The 22,316-nt window shown below is 69.4% G+C and carries 26 protein-coding genes; 23 read left to right on the top strand and 3 right to left on the bottom strand.

The genetic code is table 11. The features are described from left to right. The first annotated feature begins 617 nt into the window (after positions 1-617). The 23 genes from ACZ59A_RS43000 (at position 618) to ACZ59A_RS42890 (ending at position 19,147) form a co-directional block, all read left to right on the top strand. Positions 618-1,799 carry a DUF932 domain-containing protein gene (locus ACZ59A_RS43000; protein WP_470970822.1) on the top strand — a complete coding sequence of 394 codons (1,182 nt, stop codon included), beginning with the start codon at positions 618-620 and terminating at the stop codon, positions 1,797-1,799. A gap of 210 nt (positions 1,800-2,009) precedes the next feature. After that, on the top strand, positions 2,010-2,528 hold the full coding sequence (locus ACZ59A_RS42995; protein WP_470970820.1) for a hypothetical protein: 519 nt from the start codon (positions 2,010-2,012) through the stop codon (positions 2,526-2,528). A gap of 103 nt (positions 2,529-2,631) precedes the next feature. Then, positions 2,632-3,135, top strand: coding sequence for a hypothetical protein (locus tag ACZ59A_RS42990; RefSeq protein WP_470970817.1), 504 nt, complete (start codon positions 2,632-2,634; stop codon positions 3,133-3,135). A gap of 178 nt (positions 3,136-3,313) precedes the next feature. Continuing rightward, a complete protein-coding gene (locus ACZ59A_RS42985) occupies positions 3,314-4,039 on the top strand; it encodes a hypothetical protein (RefSeq protein ID WP_470970815.1) in 726 nt (241 codons plus the stop codon). A 54-nt stretch (positions 4,040-4,093) separates the two neighbouring features. Continuing rightward, a complete protein-coding gene (locus tag ACZ59A_RS42980; RefSeq protein WP_470970813.1) occupies positions 4,094-4,972 on the top strand; it encodes a hypothetical protein in 879 nt (292 codons plus the stop codon). A gap of 183 nt (positions 4,973-5,155) precedes the next feature. Further along, entirely contained in the window at positions 5,156-5,788 is a 633-nt protein-coding gene (locus ACZ59A_RS42975; protein ID WP_470970810.1) for a hypothetical protein, read from the top strand. A gap of 121 nt (positions 5,789-5,909) precedes the next feature. Then, positions 5,910-6,305 carry a hypothetical protein gene (locus ACZ59A_RS42970; protein ID WP_470970808.1) on the top strand — a complete coding sequence of 132 codons (396 nt, stop codon included), beginning with the start codon at positions 5,910-5,912 and terminating at the stop codon, positions 6,303-6,305. Between the two features lie 63 nt (positions 6,306-6,368). Next, complete coding sequence (locus ACZ59A_RS42965; RefSeq protein ID WP_470970806.1) at positions 6,369-6,701, top strand: hypothetical protein; 333 nt, start codon at positions 6,369-6,371, stop codon at positions 6,699-6,701. A 158-nt stretch (positions 6,702-6,859) separates the two neighbouring features. Continuing rightward, positions 6,860-7,522, top strand: coding sequence for a hypothetical protein (locus tag ACZ59A_RS42960; RefSeq protein ID WP_470970803.1), 663 nt, complete (start codon positions 6,860-6,862; stop codon positions 7,520-7,522). A 120-nt stretch (positions 7,523-7,642) separates the two neighbouring features. Continuing rightward, the gene (locus ACZ59A_RS42955) at positions 7,643-9,286 is read left to right on the top strand and encodes a ParB/RepB/Spo0J family partition protein (protein ID WP_470970801.1); all 1,644 of its coding nucleotides are present in this window, start codon (positions 7,643-7,645) and stop codon (positions 9,284-9,286) included. A 91-nt stretch (positions 9,287-9,377) separates the two neighbouring features. Continuing rightward, positions 9,378-9,752 carry a hypothetical protein gene (locus ACZ59A_RS42950; protein WP_470970799.1) on the top strand — a complete coding sequence of 125 codons (375 nt, stop codon included), beginning with the start codon at positions 9,378-9,380 and terminating at the stop codon, positions 9,750-9,752. Next, the gene (locus ACZ59A_RS42945) at positions 9,749-10,351 is read left to right on the top strand and encodes a hypothetical protein (protein WP_470970797.1); all 603 of its coding nucleotides are present in this window, start codon (positions 9,749-9,751) and stop codon (positions 10,349-10,351) included. Before ACZ59A_RS42950 ends, ACZ59A_RS42945 begins: the two co-directional genes overlap by 4 nt. A 396-nt stretch (positions 10,352-10,747) precedes the next feature. Further along, positions 10,748-11,095, top strand: a complete 348-nt coding sequence (locus ACZ59A_RS42940) for a hypothetical protein (protein ID WP_470970794.1) — start codon at positions 10,748-10,750, stop codon at positions 11,093-11,095. Positions 11,096-11,191: 96 nt separating this feature from the next. After that, entirely contained in the window at positions 11,192-12,169 is a 978-nt protein-coding gene (locus tag ACZ59A_RS42935; protein ID WP_470970792.1) for an N-6 DNA methylase, read from the top strand. Next, positions 12,166-12,648 carry a hypothetical protein gene (locus ACZ59A_RS42930; protein WP_470970790.1) on the top strand — a complete coding sequence of 161 codons (483 nt, stop codon included), beginning with the start codon at positions 12,166-12,168 and terminating at the stop codon, positions 12,646-12,648. Before ACZ59A_RS42935 ends, ACZ59A_RS42930 begins: the two co-directional genes overlap by 4 nt. A gap of 88 nt (positions 12,649-12,736) precedes the next feature. Next, positions 12,737-13,435, top strand: a complete 699-nt coding sequence (locus ACZ59A_RS42925; protein WP_470970787.1) for a DUF3263 domain-containing protein — start codon at positions 12,737-12,739, stop codon at positions 13,433-13,435. A 67-nt stretch (positions 13,436-13,502) separates the two neighbouring features. After that, positions 13,503-14,057: a single-stranded DNA-binding protein gene (locus ACZ59A_RS42920; RefSeq protein ID WP_470970785.1), complete on the top strand. Its 555-nt coding sequence runs from the start codon at positions 13,503-13,505 to the stop codon at positions 14,055-14,057. Between the two features lie 118 nt (positions 14,058-14,175). After that, on the top strand, positions 14,176-14,541 hold the full coding sequence (locus tag ACZ59A_RS42915) for a hypothetical protein (RefSeq protein ID WP_470970783.1): 366 nt from the start codon (positions 14,176-14,178) through the stop codon (positions 14,539-14,541). Positions 14,542-14,965: 424 nt separating this feature from the next. Next, positions 14,966-16,198, top strand: coding sequence for a hypothetical protein (locus tag ACZ59A_RS42910; protein WP_470970780.1), 1,233 nt, complete (start codon positions 14,966-14,968; stop codon positions 16,196-16,198). A 63-nt stretch (positions 16,199-16,261) separates the two neighbouring features. Beyond that, positions 16,262-16,852, top strand: coding sequence for a hypothetical protein (locus ACZ59A_RS42905; RefSeq protein WP_470970778.1), 591 nt, complete (start codon positions 16,262-16,264; stop codon positions 16,850-16,852). Positions 16,853-16,998: 146 nt separating this feature from the next. Beyond that, entirely contained in the window at positions 16,999-17,997 is a 999-nt protein-coding gene (locus tag ACZ59A_RS42900) for an adenine nucleotide alpha hydrolase family protein (protein ID WP_470970776.1), read from the top strand. A gap of 30 nt (positions 17,998-18,027) precedes the next feature. Then, the gene (locus ACZ59A_RS42895) at positions 18,028-18,372 is read left to right on the top strand and encodes a hypothetical protein (RefSeq protein ID WP_470970773.1); all 345 of its coding nucleotides are present in this window, start codon (positions 18,028-18,030) and stop codon (positions 18,370-18,372) included. Positions 18,373-18,628: 256 nt separating this feature from the next. Further along, positions 18,629-19,147, top strand: coding sequence for a hypothetical protein (locus ACZ59A_RS42890; protein ID WP_470970771.1), 519 nt, complete (start codon positions 18,629-18,631; stop codon positions 19,145-19,147). Between the two features lie 267 nt (positions 19,148-19,414). On the opposite strand, the gene ACZ59A_RS42885 is transcribed toward ACZ59A_RS42890, so the two are convergent. The 3 genes from ACZ59A_RS42885 to ACZ59A_RS42875 form a co-directional block, all read right to left on the bottom strand. Then, positions 19,415-19,897: a hypothetical protein gene (locus ACZ59A_RS42885; protein ID WP_470970769.1), complete on the bottom strand. Its 483-nt coding sequence runs from the start codon at positions 19,895-19,897 to the stop codon at positions 19,415-19,417. Positions 19,898-20,099: 202 nt separating this feature from the next. Then, the gene (locus ACZ59A_RS42880) at positions 20,100-21,401 is read right to left on the bottom strand and encodes a hypothetical protein (RefSeq protein ID WP_470970766.1); all 1,302 of its coding nucleotides are present in this window, start codon (positions 21,399-21,401) and stop codon (positions 20,100-20,102) included. Positions 21,402-21,492: 91 nt separating this feature from the next. Continuing rightward, positions 21,493-21,858: a hypothetical protein gene (locus tag ACZ59A_RS42875; RefSeq protein WP_470970764.1), complete on the bottom strand. Its 366-nt coding sequence runs from the start codon at positions 21,856-21,858 to the stop codon at positions 21,493-21,495. Positions 21,859-22,316 lie beyond the last annotated feature (458 nt).

Below are 22,316 nucleotides of genomic sequence, written 5' to 3'. Positions count from 1 at the left end.
ACCCACAAACCACCACTGACCAGCCCAGACACACCCCAGACCCAGAACACCACCACCGACTCTCACCACCACCGACACCAAACCGAGAGATCGCAGCTTACGCGTACCGCTTTCCACTTCGGGTGGGCAGCTTGTGCCCGGAGCGGTAGCGGGAGCCCGGCGCTTGCAGATGTGCCGTTTCCCTCTGAGGACGTGGTGGAGTTCTTCCAGTCTCTCGCAAACGAAGTGGGAACCAGGCCCGGCCCTCAGCTTGGTCAGGAAGTGCGCTACTTCGGATCGGTCCGTCGGTGCTACGGGGACTACTTTTGGATCATGGGCATCTCCGAGATGGCCGATTGCGAGGGGCGGGCAGAAGCGCTCTACGTTCTGGGCAAGTGGACGGGCAGGGGATTCCGACGCGTCCTGTCCGGGGTGCATGGCTCCAGCTTCAGGCCCCTGGAGGGTTTCCACACGGTGAGCTGGATCCGGTCGTAAGCGGCTAGCGACCAGGGGCGCAGCTCGGATGGCTGCGCCCCTGGTCGGAGGGGGGGGTTAACACTCTCCCATCTTCCACTATTATGGATGTTGTTCGGGCTGGTACCCCGAACACGCCGAAGCATCAACAGGAAGGCAGCAGCATGACCCAGCAGGTCACGGAGAACGCCGTCAGCCGTACGCCCCGCACGAGCACCCGGAACGCCGATCTGTCCGATCTGGCGCGCATGTTGAAGGACCAGAACAGCCGGAAGATGGACGTGGTCGCTACCGCTTCCAGGCTCACCGTCACGGGCGGGAACCTGATCATGAGTGGCGTCGAGCCCGCCATGACCCGCAGCGGCAAGACGTTCATGTCGGATGGCGCGTACCGGCCGACTGGCGTTGCGGAGGAAGGGTTCGCGGCGAAGCTCGGTATCCCGGTCGGGTATCTGCGGCGCATGCGTGCGGAGAACCCGGCCCTGTACGACATCAACCTCTGTGGATGGCTGGAGCAGGACCCGGGGCGCAAGTTCCTGGTCCGCGCGTTCCGTGGCGACACCGGGAACGGGGGTACGGGCGAGGGAGTGGCCCGAGCGTTCCTGTCCGACAGCTACAAGCTGATCGATAACTTCGACATCCTCACCGCCGCTCTCCAGGGGGTCGAGGAGTCCGGTCACCGCGTGGACATCAGCGGCTGCGATCTGACCGACCGGCGGATGTATGTCCGCGTCGAGTCGGAACAGGTGGCCATTCAGGCCCGGGAGCTGCTTCGGGGGTACCGCTCCCCCTTCACGGGCGAGACGGGTGATCAGCTGCCGATGATTTCGGCGGGATTCGTCATCTCCAATAGCGAAGTCGGCGCGGGGGCGTTCAGCATCACCCCGCGCGTGGTGATCCGAGTGTGCCGGAACGGTCTGACGATCGGGAAGGACGTCATGCGAGCCGTTCACATCGGGGGCAAGCACGATGAGGGAGTCGTGAAGTGGTCCGACGCCACGCGCGCCCGGGAACTGGAGCTTGTGGCGTCCAAGACCACCGACGCAGTGCGGGATTTCCTGTCCCCTGCCTACGTCGAGGCCAAGCTCACCGAGATCGAGCGAGAGGCCGGTAAACCGATCTCGGATCCGGCGCACACCATCGAGGTGGTGTCCAAGGAACTCTCCTACTCCGGAGCGGTCCGTGAGTCGATCCTGAACCACTTCATCAAGGGTGGCCAGCCCACCGCAGGTGGCGTCATGCAAGCGGTCACCTCGACGGCGCAGACACTCGCCGATGCCGACGACGCGCACGAGCTGGAGGCCACGGCGCTGCGCGCGCTCGCGGCCGCCGCTCGGGCCGCCTAGGTCCATCCCCCTGCCAGGGGCTACGCCTTCCCGCTCCCCCTCGGGGCGTAGCTCCTGGCGCCCGCCCGCACGGGCCCGGTTGGGTCCCCCCGCCCCCGGGCCCGTGCGGGCCCCAGCCAGGCCGGTCCGACCGGTCTGCTCGGGGCCGGCGGGCCGCGCCCGCTCAGGGCCGACACCGGACCGGACCCTCGCACCGAGAGGAACTTCCCCATGAGCACCGTCACGCCGATTGTCTGTATCAAATGCCGCATCGGGCCTTACGCGCGGCTCCGAGCCATGCTGTACGCCTGCCAGCGATGCGGAGCGCAGCGGGCCGCCGTCCAGTTTGATCTGGGCTCTGGGGAACGGCTCACCATCAAGGAAGGCCGGTTGTGCGTGCAGAGGGAGGGCCCCGCGCCCGGTACGTTCAGGGTGGAGCTCACGCACGGCGTCCAGGCGCCCTATGCGCGCGCGACTTTGTACCGGGCACTGCTCAACGAGCACGGGCCGTTGATCCAGCCTGAACAGGTCGAGATCGCGATGCGGTTGCGGGAGACGCTGTTGACCGACCGTGGCCCCTGGTCGCTGACGTGCTCCGAGCTGGGCACGCTGGCGGTGGCGCTCCGATGGCGACGGGCCAGGCGCAGGGGGAACATTCCTCCGCAGATTGACCGTGCCCATCAGGCCATCAGCGAGGCCATCGCCAGCGTCCACGAGAATGCACTGCGAGCGACGCAGGAAGGCAAATGAGCAGGTCAGAGGGGGATTCACTCCCTCACATCTTCCACTATTATAGAATGTGGCAAGGCGCTCCACTCTCCACCCGCCGGTCAACCACCACTGGGAGTTACCCATGCCGGAAAACGCCGGACCCGCCCTCGACCAGGCACTGATCAAGGCTGCTCACGCCCGCGCAGACGAGACCCTGGCCCAGCTGCTGTCCGTCGCGGGCAACGGACCGCACCAGCTCACCTGTGCGCTCACGGAGCCGCTGACCACCGCCCAGGCCATCGTCATGGTCTACTCCGACCTCGGCATCATTCCGATGTCCGCCCTCGGCATCCCGATGTCTGCCGATGACGATGACGGGATCGTCATGGTGATGGCACTGGTCACCTACGCATTCGCGTGGCCGGAGACAGCAGGTGCCGGAATCCTGCTGAACAGCCCCCATCTCGACGGAGGCTGCACTGTACGCGGCTGGACGGTGCACCGGGGCGAGGTGACCCCGTTGACCGCGGACGAAGCGCGGGCCGCCTACTGCACCGACGCGAACACCGGCGACCAGACCGAGCCGAAGCCTGATGTGGTCTTCGAGGACGGTTTCCCCGTGAGGCCCCCGAACCTGTCGCCGTGACGGTCAGTACCCGCCGGAGCCGCCCGAGCATCTGACGCCCAGCCCACCCGGACGTCGTCACGACCCATCACGACGTCGTAACCAGCACACCGCGCGCGGGCCCGGTCGATTCCACCTCACCGGGCCCGCACGGCGGCACCGGGCCCAGCCCAGCCAACACGAAGCCAGGAGGCATCAAGTGCCCACCACCGGCCCCGATCTGTGGATGTACCGTGCGCCGAACGCGTCCCCGGTCACGGCAGAGGCAGTATCGGCGCACATCGCCGCGACCCCGGCGGGCGAGGTGCCCGCGATGCTGCGGCAGTGGATCAAGCCTGCGGTTCCCCTGACCCTGTACCCCTCGACGTTCGTTGGGCGCGATTACGTCGGTGGCGACTGCCTGCTGACCACCGAAGGGTGCGACGCCGCCCCGGACGCCGATCCGGTGTTGACGGTACTGCCCCCGAGCTACCTCACGTCGAACGCCGCCTGCGTGGAAGACCTCAAGGCGTACGCGATGGCGCAGGGGCGCAGCGAGGCGGACGGAGCAGCCTTCGCGCGGTGGGTCATGGCGTCGGACATCCTCATGCTCGGCGATTACGAAGGGGTCTATGCGGCATGGACGTTGGCGCTCACGTGCACCATGACCGCTGCGCGCGCAGTGCTCACGTGCCAGCGGTGGCACGGCACCGCGCTGAGCCTGGTTTGCGGGTGCGGGCAGGATCACACCGGCACCCCATGGGACCGCGTCGCGGTGTGGGACGACGAGGGGTGCCACTACTTCCGCCTGGACGACGTGCCCATGGGCCGGATCGCCGACGTGATCGCGCATTGGGGATACCGGGTGACGGGTGAGTGGTCGGCGATTCGGTACGGCAGCGTCGTACGGCATGCGCCGGTTGAGCCCATCAGCAGTCCCGAGTGAGGCTGCGCCTCTGTCACCGGCACCAGCCCGACCAACACCGAGCCAGGAGGATCAGTGCTCACCATCACCACCGCGTCCGGTACGGTCCACGCCACGCCGTCCGAACCCGATGAGACCGGCGCTGTGCTCTATAGCCTCACCGGTCCGGTCACCGGCATGGTGCACGTGGTCGCGACGCACGACCCACGCCAGTGGCACAAGTTCGACGCGGTCCGTATCACGCTCGGCTCCGTCGAAGGACAGCGCCATCTCCCCGTCGGCCCGCTGCCCACCATCCGCCAGCGCACCTATGAGGGCATGGTGGTGCGGATACTGGAGCACTCCGCCGAGTCCACCGACGGGTGGTACTGGACCAGCGGCTTGACCGACACAGACGACCGGATCGCGCCTCCGCAGGCCACCACGACGATCCAGGCGATCATGCGCGCCTGCGGACAGCACTACGCGAACCGCCCCGACCTTCCGTGGCTGTTCCGGCAGGCTCATCGGCGCGAAGCTCCCGAACGGCTCGCCTGGTTGCACCGGGAGATCCCGAAGACCACCGCCGAATGCGCGCGGCTGCATCTGCAGGCCGAGCAGTACCGGATGGAGGCGCGCCAGTGCGCGCGGCTGTGGTGGGCACTGGCTGGCCTGTACATCCGCAGCCTGTCGCCAGCGCTGGCCTGTCTGCTCGCGGACCGGTGGGAGAATCTGGCCCATCGCGCCGCGTACCTTCCGCGATGGGCGGAGGTCTGCAACGAGTGCGCGCTATCCGAACGCAGGCGCCTTGACCACTACCTCCAGGAGGAGGAAGGGCTACGTGCCAAGTGGATCTGGAACGGGAACGCGTTCATGTACGGAACCGCCGCCGCCCATGGCGCCGTCCCGGAAGCGGGTCCGTCCTCAGCGTCCCTGCCGGGGCCCGCTGCTCCGGACAGGTCGGCGCTGGCCTGACCAACCCGTGCCGGCCAGCCCCACGACCGTCCGCGCGAACGGCAGCTGTGCCCGCTCGTACTCCACGAAGTGGGGGCGTCCGGCCTCATGCCGGGCGGGCACCGCCAGTCCCCCATCGACCGGAGAAACCCCGAGTCGGTGGGTGTGCGGCGCTCGCGAACCACGCCTTGAAGGGAGTACGCCGTGAACGAGACGCGGAGCATCGAAGACCAGGCCGACATGGACCAATTCGCGGAGGAGGTGGCGCAGCTGCTGGGTTGTCAGTGCCGCGTTGAGCCGCAGCGGCACTACGCGTCGACCGCCACGCGGATCGTAGACAGTGACGGCCGCGCGCTGGACCTGGTGATGTGTGATGACCGTCGTGTGTGCGTCTGGGCGCAGCTGCCGGAGGACACTTCGATGACGTCTCCGAGTATCCGGGTGAGCGCGCTGACGCCGAAGCACGTCGCAGATCACATCCGGCGCAGGCTGCTGCCCCAGCATGCCGAAGCTCTGGAGAAGGACGCGGCCGAGAAGGCTGCGCGGGAGTCGGAGCAGCGGGCCCGGGGCGCGGTGGCCGAGCGGCTGGCGAGTCTGATTCCGGGGGCCTACATCACCGCAGGCTATCCGGGGCCCCGGGATACGACGGTGAGTTTCCATCGGCGGGCGGGTCCTGGAGGCTTGGCGTTCACGGGCAGCATCTGGGTCACGATCGGACCACGGGGTGACTCGGTCGAGCTGGAGATCCATGCCTTGCCGGAGGAGACCGAGCACGCGTTGCGCGGGTTGGCGTCCCTGGGTGGCTGGTGCACGCGGGAAGGCGTCGCGGCGGGGTAAATGCCCTGGTCAGAGGGAGGGTTACCCAAGCGACATCTTCCACTATTATGAATATTGTCGGGAGAGCGGGACCGCTGCCTGCCCGCTCTCCCGGCATCCCGACCGGATGCGGAGGACTCCGATGCCATCGCCAGCAGAATGCGCCCGGCACGCACAGGACGCTCTCGATCACTTCCAGAAGAACGGTGGATGCGACACCGCGTGCAGCGTCGACCACCGCTCTCTCCGCGCGGTGGAGGCGCAAAGCTCCTACGCCGAGGCCATAGGCCGGAAGGATGCTGCCGCCGGAGAGATCACTCGGGACCTGCTCACCGATCTCTTCCATCTGGCCGACGAACGGTCGGTCCCGCCGGACGAACTCCTGAGGGCCGCTGAGACCGACACCCCGGAAGTCGCGGGGACCGCGAGCGACATCGTGCGCCTGGTCCAAGGACTGCGGGACACGACAAACGACTGGGCGACCGTGACCGACTGGGCCCGCTCGTGCCACGCCGAGGAGACCGGAACCGGCTGCTGACCTGCTGCCGGACCCGTCGCCAACACGGGAACGGCGCCCGACCATCCCCCTCTGGAGGGACCCGTGATGCTCCGCATCCTCGGCGCCCTGGCGCGCCGCATCCGGATTCGTGTCCACGGCGCGATCCCGGACCGCCCGGCCCTTCCGCCGACCGCCCGGATCCAGCTCCCGGACGCGACCGGCGAGGAGGCAGAGACCTACAACCGCACGCGCGTGGCAACCCCCGTGGCCCTGCACCTGTACCGCATCGGGTACCGCGAAGACGTCTCCGAAGAGGCGATCACCGTCGCGGTGCAGGCACTGGGGTGGGTGAAGGCGTCGGGCAAGACCCGGGCCGCCGTCCGGGCCGCGCTGGGCGTGCTCACCGCCGACCGCCGCATTACGCGCGGTCGCTGATCGGCTTCGAGCGGCCCGCCGCCACGGCACCCTGCGCCCCCCCCCTGTGCCGCATGTCCCAGTCCACCGAGCCCAGCTCGCCCCGCTCCGCTCAGGCACCCAGGACCACACCACGACCAGCCGGAATCAGACTCAACCCCGATTCAAGGAGAACCGCCATGCCCCAACGCGATGTCCCCCGGTCCGGCCTCTACGTCGGCCGAGGCACCACGAGTACCGCAACCAAGGCAGCAGCCATCGAAGCGCTCACCGCCCGAGGCTGGGAAGCCGGGCGCGGACTGTGCCTGAGGCCGACCGACGTGTCGCCGGACGAAATCCTGATCGCACCCGTCATCGGCGAGGACGACATGATGCCCGGCTCCGGCTGCGGCGTGTGGGACGGGCCGCACGACAAGCGCGCCTGGTGGCTCGCCGCCGACCGGCTGAAGCGCGACATGCTCGACGCCGGATGGACAAGCCACGGCGACACTCCGCACGGCACGTACTTCAAACGCCCGGCACCTGCGGCGGTGCAGCAGCTCACTTCGGACGGCGCCGCCCTGTCCTCCGCGCCGCCCGGGGCGTCGGCCCGGTTGCTGGCCATCGCTCAGGACATCGGTGTCACCGGCGAGATGCTGAGCAAGGCGGTGCTGAAGGCCGCCCGAGCGGGCATGTCCGACGCGCCGGACGGTGACGCCGCCAAGCTGCCGCGCGGCCAGGCCGAGCAGAAGGCGAAGTCCGTCAACGATATGGGGATGGCCGCGCAGCTGGTGTTTCTGTATGAGGGACACGTGAGCGAAGCGGCGTTCCGTTCGTTCCTTCAGGAACTGAGCGCGGCCTGACATGCCTTGCGGGAGGGGGTATTTCCACAGGTCAGGTGGGGGTTCCCCCTCCCACATCTTCCACTATTATGAATGTTGTCGGTCGGAGCCGACACCGCCAACCATCAACAGGAGGCACCCGTGTCCACCAAGACTCCGCCCCGCCCGCCTTCCACCAAGGCCACTCCGTCCGCGCCGACCACGCCTCCCGCACACGAGCAGGAACAGGAGCGCCGGATCGTCCAGCTCGACCCCGCCGCCATCGTCCGGGACGAGTACAACGCCCGCACGACCGACACCGAGGCGGACCCCGACCTGATCGCCTCCGTCAAGGCACTCGGCGTCGAGGAGCCGATCAGCGTCCGCCCGCGCCCCGACGGCACCTACGGAGCCTTCAAGGGATGGCGCCGCGCCCAGGCGCAGCAGATCGCCAACGCCGCCGCCAAGGAGGACGGGCGGCCGGAGCGCACGATCGCCGCGTTCGTCCGTACGGACTTGGTAGACCGGCCCGGGTGGACCCGCTTCCTGTCCCTGACGGAGAACAAGAACCGCGAGCAGATGAACGAGCGGGACACCGTGCAGGCCGTCGAACTGTGCCTTCTCGACATGAGCGAGGTGGAGCAGAAGGACGCCTGCCGGGCGCTCGGGCTCAAGCGCGGTGCGGCCAAGGCAGCGCGCCAGGCTGCGCAGCTCAGCGACGCCGCGCTGCGCAGTGCCTCCGCCGAGGGCATGGACCTGGAGCAGATGGCCGACCTGTACGAGGTTGAGTCCGTACCCTTCGCACAGCAGAAGCTGGAGTCGGCCAAGGCCAAGGACGAGGCCGAGGGCAACGGCGGCCGAGGGCACTGGGACCACGCCATGGCCCAGCTGCGCCAGCACAAGGCCGAGAACGACGCCCGGGACAAGACGGTGCAGGATCTCGCCGACGCCGGGATCCCCCTGCTCAAGGCCCTCTCCTCGTGGGGTGAGAAGGACACCTCCAAGCCCCTGACCGACCTGACGACGCCGCTGGGCAATCCCCTGACCGGCGAGAACCACGCCGGGTGCCCGGGGCACAGTGCCCGTCTGGACGAGGAGCACCAGCCCGTCTGGCACTGCTCCGATCCCGGCAAGTACGGGCACAAGGTACGTCCGGTGCCGAAGAAGCCCCGGACGGCGGAGGATGAGGCCCGTGCCGCCGAGCGGCGGAAGGTGATCGAGGGCAACAAGGCGTGGGTCGCCGCTCAGGGACCGCGCAAGGACTTCATCGCCAAGCTGTGCGCGGGGCGGGCGCTGCCCGACGAGGCCCGCAGGCTCGCGCTGCGGACCGTCGTCGGCCTCCCGCACCACTACGAGAAGTGGGTGGAGAAGAAGCCGACCGAAGATCTCACCCGGTTCCTGGGCCTCAAGGACCCCGGTACGGAGACCGGCAAGGCAGCCTCCAGCTCCGATCCGTTCGAGGCGCTGGTGGAGCGGACCGGTAAGGCCCGGGAGATGCACGTCGTGTTCGCCAGCGTCGCCGCTGCGTTCGAGTACGACCTGCGGGAGAAGGGTGCGTGGCGCACCCTCTTCGGATATCAGGCCAAGTGGCTGGCGTTCCTCGAAGCGCTGGGCTACACGCTGTCCGAGGTCGAGCAGGAGGCTCTGGCCCCGCACCGGTCGAAGCACGCCCAGCGGCGCGCGGATGGGGAAGCGGCGGCCGAGTCTGAGGTGACGGACGGCCACGATTCGGCGCCCGACGCCGAGAAGCCGGAGGGCAATGGCTCGGCGCCCGACGCCGGTCCGGGCTCGTCCGAGGCCCCCTGAGCAGCCCCTTCCTCGCACACTGCGGCCCCCGGCCCACCGATACCTGCACGGCCGGGGGCCGCCCCCTTCTTCCTCCTCTGGAGAACTCGCCATGCCCAGCCCCGACCCCTGCGGCTACCCCTCGCTCACGGCACTGCTTCCGGCCCTTCCCGCTGATCGGTGGGGCCCCCTGTCCGGCTTCCCCTGGATCGAGCGCCTGCCGGAGACAGGATGGATTGCCGTCGCCTACTGGGCGCTTCGCCCTCTGGGGCAGTGGCCGCACCAAGCCGCCGCCCACTGCGAGGCAGACGGCGCATTCGGACTCGCCACGAACGTCCACGGCGACGTCACGGTGCGCGCCTTCCCGACGCGCGAAGAGCGGGACGCCGCGACCGCCCAGCTCGCCGAGGACTGGCTCCGCCCCGGGCCGACCGAGGGCCACGCTCCCCAGCACCAGAACCGACACCACGAGGCAGGCCCGTCATGACCGGTGCAGACCATCTGTCGCGCCAGCTCACCGCCCACTTCACCCCCGCCCGCCGCCACTCCCGTCCCGGATTCACCGTCTGGCCCAGCACGCGCGACGAGCTGGAGACGACCGACGCCCTCGGCCAGCACTACGAGATGGAGGTGACCGACTCGCTCGACCAACTCCCCCAGATCAGGGAATGGCTACTCGGCCACGGCTACGAAGTCCTGCACGGCGACGACATGTCGATCACCACCGTCGCGGCCACTGTGGCACCGCGCTACGTCACCCGGTATCTCGGCAGCGGCCACGGCATCTACGACCGGATCCACGGCTACCTGCTGCACCCGCCCTACCGAGACCGCGAAGCCGTATGGACGGCCGCCCAGCAGCTCAACCGGAATCCCCTCAGCGCCGCCGAGGCCGTCATCCTGCACGACCACTCCCACCCGACACCTGCCGCCCCGCCCTCCGCGATATCCGGCGGTACGGCTACCGCGGAGCGCTGCACCAGAGCCACGCGTTCGCCCTGCAACCCCAGGACCGTCTGGGTGGGTGGGCCGACGAGGGCTATCTCGTCAGGGTCTGGACCCAGGCCGGAGCGCCGTACTTCGTAGTGCCGGAGCGCTTCAAAGAGCTTGCGGTCTCCTGGCGGGAGTGGGAGGGACAGCGCTTCCCCACCGCCGAGTTCGCGCAGTTGGACAGGGTCCGCGCCCGGCTAACCGCCGCGCCTGACCGGTACCAGCCGTGCGAGCTGCACGGCATCGCCACGGCCCGATGTGCGATCTGCCGCCCCCGGGAGGAATGGGAGTGCGACTGGGGGGACTGCTGGGCGAACGCCATCACGACCGTCGACAACCGTCCCGTCTGTGAACGCTGCACCTCCACCGCTCTCAGCGTCCTCCCAGCCCCCCGCCGCCCCAGCTGAACCGCGCGGCCCCCGGCGCCCGGAGGTTCAGCCGTCCCGGCGATCCACCGGACCCGCATCACCACCAAGGAAGGAAGAGATCACCATGAGCACCACGCTCGAATCGGCCATCGGCTTCATCCTCGACCACGCCGACGAAGACGACGTCCTGAAGGTCGTCGATGCGGCCAACCAGCGTATGGATTCCCTGCGCTCTGCCCGAGCTACCCAGGTCGCCGAGGGCGCGACCGTGCGCCTGATGGAGATGAAGCCGAGGTATCTCAACGGGCTTCAGGGTGAGGTGACAGGGCTGGAGCGCAGGCGAACGCGGCTCCTCGCCGGGGTCCTGCTGGACGAGAAGTCCACTGACCAGCTCCGGCTCCACAGGGAGATCCCCGAGGACACGGCAAGGCACCAGCTGCTCGTGGACGCCTTCGTCTGCAAGGTCCTGTAGCCCCCCGGTTCGGCCGTCCACGCGGGCCCTGCCCGCGCGGACGGCCCCCTCCTCCGTTCTCACCAGCCAACATGCGACCGATCCGGAGACTCCCCGATGGATCAGCCCGATCGCTCCCCTGCGGCCGCCGACGCCGCAGCCGATTCCGCCCGCCACGCTCCTGGCAGCGCGCCAGAACAGCTCGTCGCCCGCGTCGCCATAGATGCCTCCCGCGCCTGGCACCGGCACTGCGGTGGAACCGCCGTCGAGATCCCGCTCGGGGTCGTTGCTGCCCTCGCCCAGACGACCCAGCCCTCCGACGGCCCGGACGTCAGCGCGCGTCTGCTGGCGCTTTCACCTCAGGAACTTCTGCTCCGGCTGGAGCGTGTGTGGTCCCTCCAATGGATCCTGCGTCCCGAACTCGTGGTGTGGGCGAAGCCGCTCCACGCCTGGCTCATGAACGGCGAGCCACCGGCGGAGACCGCTGCGGCCGTCCACGCCACCGCTCAGGCCGCGGTCCGAGCCGGGCAGCTCAGCCTGACCGGCTCCCCGGACCCCGGTCACCGCGCACAGGCGGACCTGCTCGGCCGCATGCTGGGGGAACTCCGCTCCCACGGCGCGCGCGAGGCCATGGGCGAACACCACACACCGCCCGACGTGACCGCGCTGCTCACCCAGCTGACGGTGAGGAAGGAGGACGCTCCCGGGCCAGGGTTCTACGAAGTGGCCGCCGGGACCGGCGGGATCTTCCGCGCCACCGCCCAGCTCCTTCGCGAGTCCGGCCGCAACCCGCACGACTACCGCTGGTCAATGGTCGAAGTCGATCCTCTCGCCGCTGCCTGCTGCGCGGTCAACGCCCTGGTCTGGGACCTGGGCCCGAACGTGGTGATCGCGTGCACCGATGTCCTGGTCGACCCAGCGGCCCACGAACACGCCCTGGCGCAGCGGTCCGAGATCCGGGCCCATCGCGACCGCGTCCTCGGCCAGGCCGAGCTCGTGGCCGCCACGCGCTCCGCCGCCTCGTTACTGAACCTGCCCACCACCAGCTTGGCGGCCACTCCGACCCCAGAACCTCAGCGCAGGAGGAGTTCATGAAATCCCGCACCTGCCGTAACGACACAGGCATGTATGCCCCGGTCGAGTGCCGACGTCCTCACGGCCACGAGGGCGATTGCAGCCCCTTCCCCTGGGAGAACGCGCTGCCGTCCCCGCCCGTGCTCTACGTCTGGCTGCACCACCCTTCAGGCGCTGCTGGAGCGTCCGAGATCTGGCGGCTCCCCGGAGGGGCACCGACCGCAGGGCACGGCATCCGGTTCCTTGAGTCGACCAATCCCGTTCCCTTCCATGCCGGTGAGCCGTGGTCTGCGCGCACCACCGCTCAGGTGGACGCGGTCCTGGCCGACTTCGGCTGGCGGACTGTCGCCCGTGCCGAGGCAGCCCGCATGCTGCGCGGCGTCTTCCGGCTCGGAGATCGCCACATCCTCCGGGCCGACGAGCCGCACGATGTCGTCTGGCGGCACAGCGAGTTCGACGCCGTCGCGTTCGCCGTGCGGTCATCGTCGGCACGCTCCTGAAGCGGCCTACCCACCGCCCGGACGCCACCATCACCGTGGCCTCCGCTCGCTTCACCTGCCCACCGCCAGAACACACGAACGGTTCGTCATGGCTTCCCAGCACGTCCTGTATCCGCCGCTGATCGTCACCTGCCGGACAGAGACCGAGGACCGCGTGCCGGTCGACGTCGACGGCCAGCGGGTGTGCATCGTGCGGGCTGACCAGGTCCGGTCCGGTGACCTGGTTCTGGCCTCCTTCGTCATGGGGTTGGAGACCAGCTATTTCAATGTGCCCTACGAGGCGGACCCGATGCCGTACAACCGCGGCTGCTTGTGCGGCGTGTGCGAGCTGCTGGCCTGCGAGCCCGGGCCGGTCGTCGTCGTGTCGGTGGTCCCCTGGGGGGTTTGCGATCCTCACCCTGCCGCCGCGCCGCTCCTCATCGCTCCGGCCGCGGCGTGGCACGGCGCCGCGGTTCCTCCGCCGCCGGGGGGTGTCATCTGCTGTGCGTCGGGGCTCGTGGCGCCGGATCCGGGTGCCCGTCTGGGTGTGGTGCGGGGCGGGGCGGGTGATCTCAGCGAACAGGACCGGGCGATCATCGATCTGGCCGCTCGGGGCTTCCGTTCGGCGGGGGAACGGGACCGGGCCATCCGTGAACAGCTGGGCTTGACTCCCACTCGGTATTTCCAGCTACTCAACGGTCTGCTCAACGATGTCCGCGCGTTGGCCCACGATCCGGTCACCATCAACCGGCTGCGGCGCGTCAGGGAGGAGAACCGGGTCAAACGGGAGCACCCGGAAGGGTCGTAATGCCTGGTCAGAGGGGGGTTCCCGAAATTCAATCTTCCACTATTATGGAAATGGAAAGGAGATGGCCATGCCTGGCGAACCCCTCATGCCGGTCTCCGGCACCGTGATCGGAAACCCTGAAATCCGGTTCACGGACAGCGGCGTCGCCGTTGCCCGGTTCCGCATGAAGTCCGTCCCCCGCGTGTGGGACTCCCGAGGCCAGACCTGGATGGACGGGAAACCGCTGCGCTACGTGTGCACGGTATGGCGCAAGGTCGCCGAGCACGTCGCCGAATCCCTGGTGAACGGGATGGCCATCGTGGTCTTCGGACGGATCACCGACGCTGAGGGCGGCGTGCTTCACATCAGCATCGACGACATCGGCGTCAGCCTCCGTGACCGCATCGCCTACACCGAAGTGAGCCTTCCCAGCCCGCTCGCCGCCCGCCCCCAGAGCATCGGTGACGCACCAACACCTGCACACCACGATTCGGGAACCGGCGAACCGGCAACCGCCGAGGCCGCCGCCGCACCCGGGTCAGCACCCGGCTGGTGGCACCAGCAGCGAGCGCAGGGCTGGCGAGGCTTCGCTCAGACGGCCGCCCACGCCACCTCAGACCCCGGCGCCTTCCACATCACCTGACCCCGCTCCCGTCCGGCGCGCGAGCCCAACGCCCGGCCGCCCGCCCCAGCGGCATCGCCACCGTCCGCATCGGACCCGTCGCAGACCCCCAGCTTCAGACATCCATGGAAGGAGTCCCGTGACCCGCAACGAAGAGAAGGAGACTGCCGTGGAAACACCCGACTACGCCGCTCTCGCTGCCGAGGCCCGCGAACTCGTCCAGCGGCTCACCCCTCAGCTCGGCTGCCACCCGGCCGACCGCGAGGGCGGCCACCGCGACCGCACCAGCGGCACCCGCAGGGCCCGGGACATCGCCCGCCAGGCCGTCTGGCTCTTCCATCTGGCCAGCCAGGCCACCGACCCCAACCTCCCCGACAAGGAGCGCGAAACCGCCCGCATCAAGCTGAACTACGCCACCTACGGCGACGCCGCCCAGGGCTACAACTTCGCCATCGAGAAACTGGACCTCGCCCGCCAAGCCGCCGCCAAGATCAAGAGCCACTGATCGCCCACGCCGCCGCAACCAGCGTCATCTACTGGACCGACCTTCTGCTCCAACTGCTGGAGTGCCGCGCCGGAATGATGGTGCGCGCAGCGAGCGCGGGGGACGGCAGTGATTCCCTCAGGCCGTCCCCGCGCCATCTGCGGCCCCGGCGCCTTCCAGATCAGCTGAGCAAGCCAGCACCGCCTGCTTCTCCTACATCGACGCCGCCGAGCGCCGGTGCGTCCAAGCTCGGCGCTCTCGCCGACGCCGCACACCGGCTGTGAGGTGACGAGCGTCCCGTGCCGCTATGCGGCACGTCGAGGACCTCGTGGTCCCACATTCCCGTCGGACGAATGCCCCGGCGGTCCCCCTCAGCAGCCTTACGCGCCGCCGAACGCGCCATCGCCCCCTCTGTACACCTCGCCCCTCTTTAAGGAGGTTTGTCGTGCCCAGTACGCCCATCCAGGTTCCCGAGCCCCTGCCGGGCTTCGGCCGAGGCGACGTCGACGTCGTGATCAACTGGGGTCTTGGGCGCGACTCCAGCAGCATCATCGCCCGGGTCCTGGACAACCCCGACGCGCACGGCATCGACCTGGAGCGCACCGCGGTCATCCATATGGCGACCGGCGACGAGTGGCCGGACACCATCGCAGACGCGGAGCGGTTCATGCTGCCGCTCTTCCGCCAACACCGGCTCCGCTTGGTCCAGCTCGCCCGAGCGGGCCAGGCCAAGGCCGCGGGCATCGAGGTACTCGATGATTCCCGGTGCCCGGCCGGACTGGTCACCCGCGGCAGGTGGACGCTGTGGGAGGAGATGGAGTCCAACGGCACCGTGCCGCAGCAGGGCGGCATCCGGCTGTGCAGTCTCCACGCCAAGGCGGAGGTCGGTGACCGGTGGATTCCGGCAGCGACCGGCGGTGGTCCCTTCCGTCAGATCATCGGCTTCAATGCCGACGAGCCCGGCCGGGCCAGGGCTGACGCCGTCATGAGCAAGAACCCGCTGCGCACGGCCGTCTTCCCGCTCATCGAGTGGGGCTGGGGGCTCAAGGACTGCGAGAACTATCTCTTCGACCGGTTCGGGATCTGGTGGAAGAAGAGCTACTGCACCTTCTGCTGCTTTCCCGTGTCCATGGGATCGCTCCCCGCGCATCTGGAGCGGATGCGGGCCCATCCCGCGATCGCCGGGCGCGTGTTGCGGCTGGAGTACACCTCCATGGCGCTCAATCCCAACGCCCGTCTGTTCGGCAAGCGCAGCATGCTGGAGCACTTCTCCCCCGCAGACCCGGCCGCCCACGAGGTCCTGGAGGCCTTCCAGCGCGAGCTGGACTGCCCCTGGGCCACCTACGAGATCCGGCGGATCCTGCCCGTCTCCAGGGAGAACCCTGCCGTGCGGGCTCCCGCATTGCGGTCCGTCAAACGCCTGACGTTCGGGACCCGCACGGGGACCGGACGGGATCTGGTCCAGGTCTCGGACGAGAACGACGTACCGCTGGAGATCGACCCGTTGTACGGCTCGGTGCGGGCCTGGCTCCGAAGGCGCGGCCAGGGCCTCCCCACCGTGGAGCACTTCCTGGTGACGGCTCCGTACTTCGTCAAGGACAAGCAGGTGGACCGGTTCGAGCGCGAATGGGCCGCCCACAGCGGGCTTGGCCATCCGGCCTTCGCCAGCCGATCGTGAGTGGAGATCGGGTGTCTGGTGCTGTACCTGGCGACTCCCTCCGGGCCAGACGTGCGGAACGCGATGAGCGCTGGCCTTCTGGGATGCATCACCACTCCCGCACAGGGCAACGTCATCCCCGACGGATGCCTGTGGGCTGCTGACAACGGCAAGTTCGGCAATGGCTGGCCCGGCCCCGACGCCTGGGCCCAGTGGCTCATCCGGCAGAAGGACCGCTACGACGGGCCCGAGCGATGCCTGTGGGCGGTCGCTCCGGATGTGCCGTGCGACGCCGCGGAAACCCTGGTCGAATCCCGACCCTGGCTCTCCTGGATCCGCGACCTGGGTCTCCCGGTGGCATTCGCGGCTCAGGACGGCTGCGAGCACGATCTGGTCCCCTGGGACGACTTCGATGTGCTCTTCCTGGCAGGCAGCACCGCATGGAAGGTCGGTCCAGCCGCCGAACACATCGCCCGCGAAGCCACGGCTCGCGGCAAGGACGTCCACATGGGCCGGGTCAATTCCCGCAAGCGGCTCGCCATCGCCCCGTGGTACGGGTGCAGCTCCGTCGACGGGACGTACCTGACCTACGGCCCGGCCAAGAACCTGGGCCGCTTGCAGGGCTGGCTGGCCGACCTTCGTCAGCAACCGCCGTTTTCTCAGAAAGCCCCGTGACGCACCGACGCCTCTTGCACCCGGCAGCGCCGGGTTCTCGACGTGTTCTGGCCCGCCCCGAACCCGGTCACGCCCCCATCCTCACCGCTGGAAAGATCATGCCTACTGCTCGCCCTTCCCCACCTGAAACCGTCACTCCGGCCCCGGTGCCGGACCTGGCCGACTACGACCTGCTAGCTCCCCAGCTCTCCGGCGGGAAGGACAGCGCGCTGACGACGTGGCTGTTCATGGAGGCAGCCCGGGCCGCTGGCGTGGTCGACCGGGTCCGCAGCTACCACGCCTCGCTGGGCGTCCTCGACTGGCCCGCCGTCACCTACCACGGCGTCCGCTGGCCGGGAGTGTCGGAGCTCGCCGCCCAACAAAGCGCGGCCTTCGGTCTTCGTCCCGAGCAGCACGTCGAGGTCACCCGCACCATGACCGGACCGGACGGCAGCCGGATGCCGCACTCGCTGCTAACCGAAATCGCCGCCTACGGACGGTTCCCGCGGCTCGGCAGCCGGTACTGCACCAAGAGCGCCAAGGAGACAGTGGTCTCCGCCTCCTGGACGCCGTTCATCACCCGGCGGAAGAAGGAGCTGGGCCGCCCTGTACGGATCTTGAAGGTCCAGGGCATGCGGTGGGACGAGAGCCGCAGCCGCAGCGCGCTGGTGCCGTACCGGAACGTGCTGTCCAACGGTGCCAGGGTCGTCGACGAATGGCTTCCAGCGCTGGAATGGACGACGGACGCGGTCAAGGAGTGGTGCGGCTCCGTGCCCGTCGCACGGCACTGGACGTACGACTCGGCCCCGGGTGCCGCTGACTGGCTGGGGACCTCCCGCTGCTCCTGCTCGCTGTGCAGCTTCGCCTCCAAGCGGGATCTGCTGCTCTCAATCGGCCGGCGGCCGCGCCTGGCCGCGCTCTACGAGCTGGTGGAGAGCGTCCGCGGCGACAGCCTCACCAGCGGCTGGCGAATCCATGACCTGATCCACCTCGCGCAGGCCCCTGATGCTCCCGAGCCGGGCGTGGTCTGCGCCGACGACACCCCCGCCTTCGCCATGCTCGAGCATCAAGTTCGGGACGCGCTTGGCCGACCGCCCCGTAAGGCCGTCAAGCTCGCCCGGCGAGACGATGCTCTGCCGTGCACCAGCTGCACCGCCCACCCGTGACCACCCACAATCGAGAGGAGGGCGAGAACGATGACCTATCCGACCGAGCACTTGATGGACCTGGCGGCCCTGGCGGGCGCCACCACCGAGAGACAGGAGCTGAAGAGGATCCTGCATGAGGGACGCGAGCTCTACCACCAGGGACTGGCGGAGACGCACGCCGAGGCCGTCCACGAGTGCTCGGGGCTGGCCGACCGGGAGATCGCAGAGAAGTACCAGCGCCTGGGTGCTTCTTGGCCCGCAGACAGGACGCGGGATGTAGTCGTCTCCATGCTGGCCTTCCACCGGTGGGAGTCCACCCCCGCCGCCATCGCCTTCGGCTTCATCGCCGAGCACGCGGCGCGCCACGGGGTCAGCGCGATCCCGGAGGAGTGACCGCTCGGGGCGGGCTGACGCTGCTGCGTCGGCCCGCCCCGAGCCCTTGTGACAGCGCGGTCGCGGCCGGACAGGTCGCTCGCGGGTGGAAAACCTTCGGCGGCGGGCTGGATCCCACCCCGGAACTTCTGCCATTATGAGTAGTAACGGAGCGCAACAGCGCTCACCGTCTGCTACCGATTGGGCTGCCATGTCGTCGAGCGCCGAAGGACGCCGGCCGAACGATGCCGCGCAGGCCAGTCGGGACGGCGCCGAGGTGGCCAACCGCGGACCCGGGAAGTCCAGGGGGGCGAAGGGCGACCCCAACGAACTCCTCAACGCCTCCCAGTCCGCCAAGGAGCTCGGCTACAAGAACCCGAACCAGATCACCACCTACCTGCGGGACCATCCCGGCTACTTCGCTGAGCCCGACGTGGTGGAGCATCTCGGCTCGGCGGAGAATCCGTGGACCCGGATGCTGTGGTACCGGCGCACCCTCCACGCCTGGAAGGCGGAGCGCCCGGGGAGGGGGCGTCGCGGCGGAAACACCCGCACGGTATCCCCCTTGCCTGAAGTCTCCCCCGAGGGCGACCCCGACGAGTTGCTGGTGGCGCCCCAGGCCGCAGCGCTCCTCGGATACAAGAGCGTTAATACCTTCTCCAGCTCGCTCTCCCAGGGGAACCTCCCCCTGCTGAAGGAGCACGATGGCCTGGTGACCGGCGGCCGCGGCCGGAAAACGCGCGCGTGGAAACGACGCCGTGTCCTGGAGCAGAAGGCAGCACGCAGCTCGAGGTGAACAGCGAAGCCGGATCCGTGAGCGGTTTCGGCTACCGTGAACTGCGGCACTCGGTCGAGGTTGTTGATGCCCAGGCGGGCCGGGTGACCGCCCGATGGCCGGCATGGAGGGACCACCAATCCCTCCCCGCGGTGGCGCCCGCCACCGCGGACCGGCCATCGCGTATGAACGGCCGACGCAGGCCACCGCGCGATACCTGCGCAAGCAGGCATGAGGGCTGCCGCCAGGAGGCGGCAGCCCTCATCGTGCTCTCAGATCATCTGTCGGCTACGAGCAGTGCTTCTTCTCGTAGGAGCCATGGGCTTCAGCACGGTCCCAGCTGGCGTTGTAGTCGAACCCGCCTTCGATGTTGACACACTTGCCGCGCGGGGCCTTCGCGTAGACCGGTCCGGCGAACTTTTTGTGGTTCTGCCCGCTGCGGTATCCGTCCTGGTCCCAGTTGCCCGAGCCGCTCCTGACGATCCGCACACTGATGTGGTTCGGGTTGTGAATGCCGTTCTTCGGCCGCGCGATCGCGCAGTTCTTGCCGGTGGCGTTGGACCAGTAGACGTCGATGTAGCCGACGTTGCGGCCTTGGGTGTCGCTGCCCCAGACGTTCTCGATCAGCCACGACTTCTTGAAGTGGTAGCTGGAACCGCAACGGTTGGCCTTTCCGGTGGCACTGGCGCTGGGGGCGGTGGCGATGGTGACGGTGCCGCCGATCAGGGCTGCGGCCGAGGCCGCGACGACGGCCTTGCGGATCAGGTTCATGATGGTCATTCCCTTTCAGGGGTTCATTGGTTGAGGTTGAGGTGCGGTCGGTCTGCTGGTCGGCGGCCTGCGGCCGCGCGGTCATATCGGTGCTGGGCACCGCTGGCGGCGGGTCTGCCAGGTGCTGTGGCCCTGGCTCTCGCGGCCGCTCTGGTGAGCGATCCGGCTGACGGAAGCGGTGTGCCGGGCTGTGCGGGGGAGGTCAGGGCGCATCGGGGGTGTCCTTGGGGGCGGGGTGCTGGAGGTGCCAGCGGCGCATGTGGGTGTCGACCTCGTGATCCAGGAGGTCGCCCCAGCGGCCGGCGGCGGTCAGGTACTGGCGGACCCGGAGCTCCTCGCGGGTGGCTGCGGCTACGTGCTGTTCTTCGGCGGCGTGCTGTTCGGCGTCGCGGCCGAGGCGTTCTTCGGCGGCGTGGCGTGCACGCTCGGCCTGCTGCTGTTCGGCGCGGCGGGCCCGGCAGGCGGCGCATGGCTGGTCGGTGCCGATGATCAGCCCGTCCTCGCAGGAGGGGTCAGGGCATTCATGGGCGGTGAGGAGGTCGGCGACGTAGCCGACGGGGCGCCGGATGGGGTCCGGTCCGGTGTAGTCGGCGGCCGCTCGCTCGGTGCCGCGGGCGTGGTGCCAGCGGCGGTTGATGCGGGCGATGAGCTGCTCGGGGGTGCGGGGCGGTATCTGGTAGGTGCCGGGTTCAGGGCCGGGAGTTCCGGTGAGGGCGGTGCAGATGGCGCGGACGAGCGTGGGTGCGAGGCGTCCGGTGGGGTGTGCGGGCTGGACCTCGCGGGGCAGAGCGGCGGCGACCTGGTCCCAGCCCACGGGCCGTCGGCGCGGCCGGGCCGTGATGGTCTTGTGCTGCTTCCGGCGGATGCCGGACGTCGTCTGGCCGACCGGCTGTCCGGTGGCCGCCGAGCCTTTACCACCCGCACTGGTCCTTCGGACGTCCGGGAGGCGGTTCAGCTCGGTGGGTTCTTTGTGTCCGGTTATGGAGGGTTCGCCGGTGACACCCAGGGAGGGTGTTGGCGGCAACCCCTGGGAGGGGTTGTCAGCGCCCCCTCCCCCGTCGGCGGGTTTGTCCTGCTCGGGGCAGGGGTTGTCGGCGACCCCTGCGCGGTGGTCCGGCCTCGCAGCGGGGCGCGGGATGAAGTCGCCGTCGCGGATGGCGGCGTACCGGTCGTCGCGGTCGCGGTAGTGGGCGATCTCGCCAAAGGGGGTGCTGGTGCCGCCCCACTGGTCCCAGGGCCCGTGGACGAAGAACCGGTTGCTGGTCTTCGAGCCGTTGCCGCGGTAGCGCTGCCGGGCGGACAGGTAGCCCTCGCGTCGTAGATCACGGAGCAGGGTCTTGGCGCGTTCCTCGCTCACCAGCGCTTCGCCCGCGATCAGCGCGCGGCTGGGGAACGCGGAGTAGTGCTGGTCGCACCTGGTGGCGACCGCGAGAAGGACCAGCTTGTGGGCCGGTGTGGGCAGTCGCAGCCGCATGACGTAGGCGGCGGCGTCGACTCCGCTCACGTCCGGCCGCCAAGGTCCGTACGGAGCGCCGGGGTCGGGCAGGCCCGGGTCCCGGCAGGGTGCTGTGCCGACGCGACGCTGGCCCAGCGGGTCATGCGTCACTCCCGTGGGCACGGGCGGTCTTGACGGGCTCGTGGGGTGCGGGCGTGCCGAAGCTGGCCGGCTGAGCGCGGGTGAGCGCTTCGGTCAGCAGGTCTTCGGGCCGTCCGCCGCCGCTTTGGAGTTCCCAGCCGCAGGCCAGGTCCGCGACCACGCTGCGCGCGAGTCGCAGGTACTCCTCCGGGCGGGTCTCGCGCGCCGCGAGCCAGGTTCCGATGTTGCGGGTGTGCGAGCTGACGGCCAGCAGTTCGTTGATCAGCACGGACGGCGCCGGTGGTGCGTTGCGCGCGGTGCAGTCGACCGCGGGCGCTGCGGGCGCGCTGGAGCGGCTGCCACGTCGGTGACGGCGCCAGAGCATCGGCTCCTCCTCGGGGGGCGGGTTCTGCTTGGTGATCAGCAGACCCGGGCGCTGTGACCGGAACGCTCACCAAATCCGGTGACCGCGAGTCACGTTCACGTCTCGCTTGCCGTGGTGAACGCGTGGCCATCGGTCTGGTCACGGACGGGGCACGCGGGCCGGCGTCGCGCACCCGGGTGCGCAGTGGAGGGCGAGGACCGGCTGTGCAATGCGCTCGGCGAGAGGGTGCGCAGCCCGGATTGCGCGGCCCGGGGAACTGAGCGCCAGACGGTGGTGGCTGCGCAGAGCGGCGGCGTCTCCCGCGTCGCTTCGGTCGTGCTGCCGGATACGGCGTCCGGCGAGGACGGCGAGCGGCTGGGCTGGCGGTGATGCGGCCCTCCGGTGCGGCTCGCGGCCGGTGGGCTGTCCGGTGACGGTGGGTGGAGGGGCCGGACCGGGCCTGTGGTGGGGGTTGACCG

Source organism: Streptomyces sp. NPDC040405 (assembly GCF_055595765.1).
This window is presented reverse-complemented; position numbering and strand designations above follow the sequence as displayed.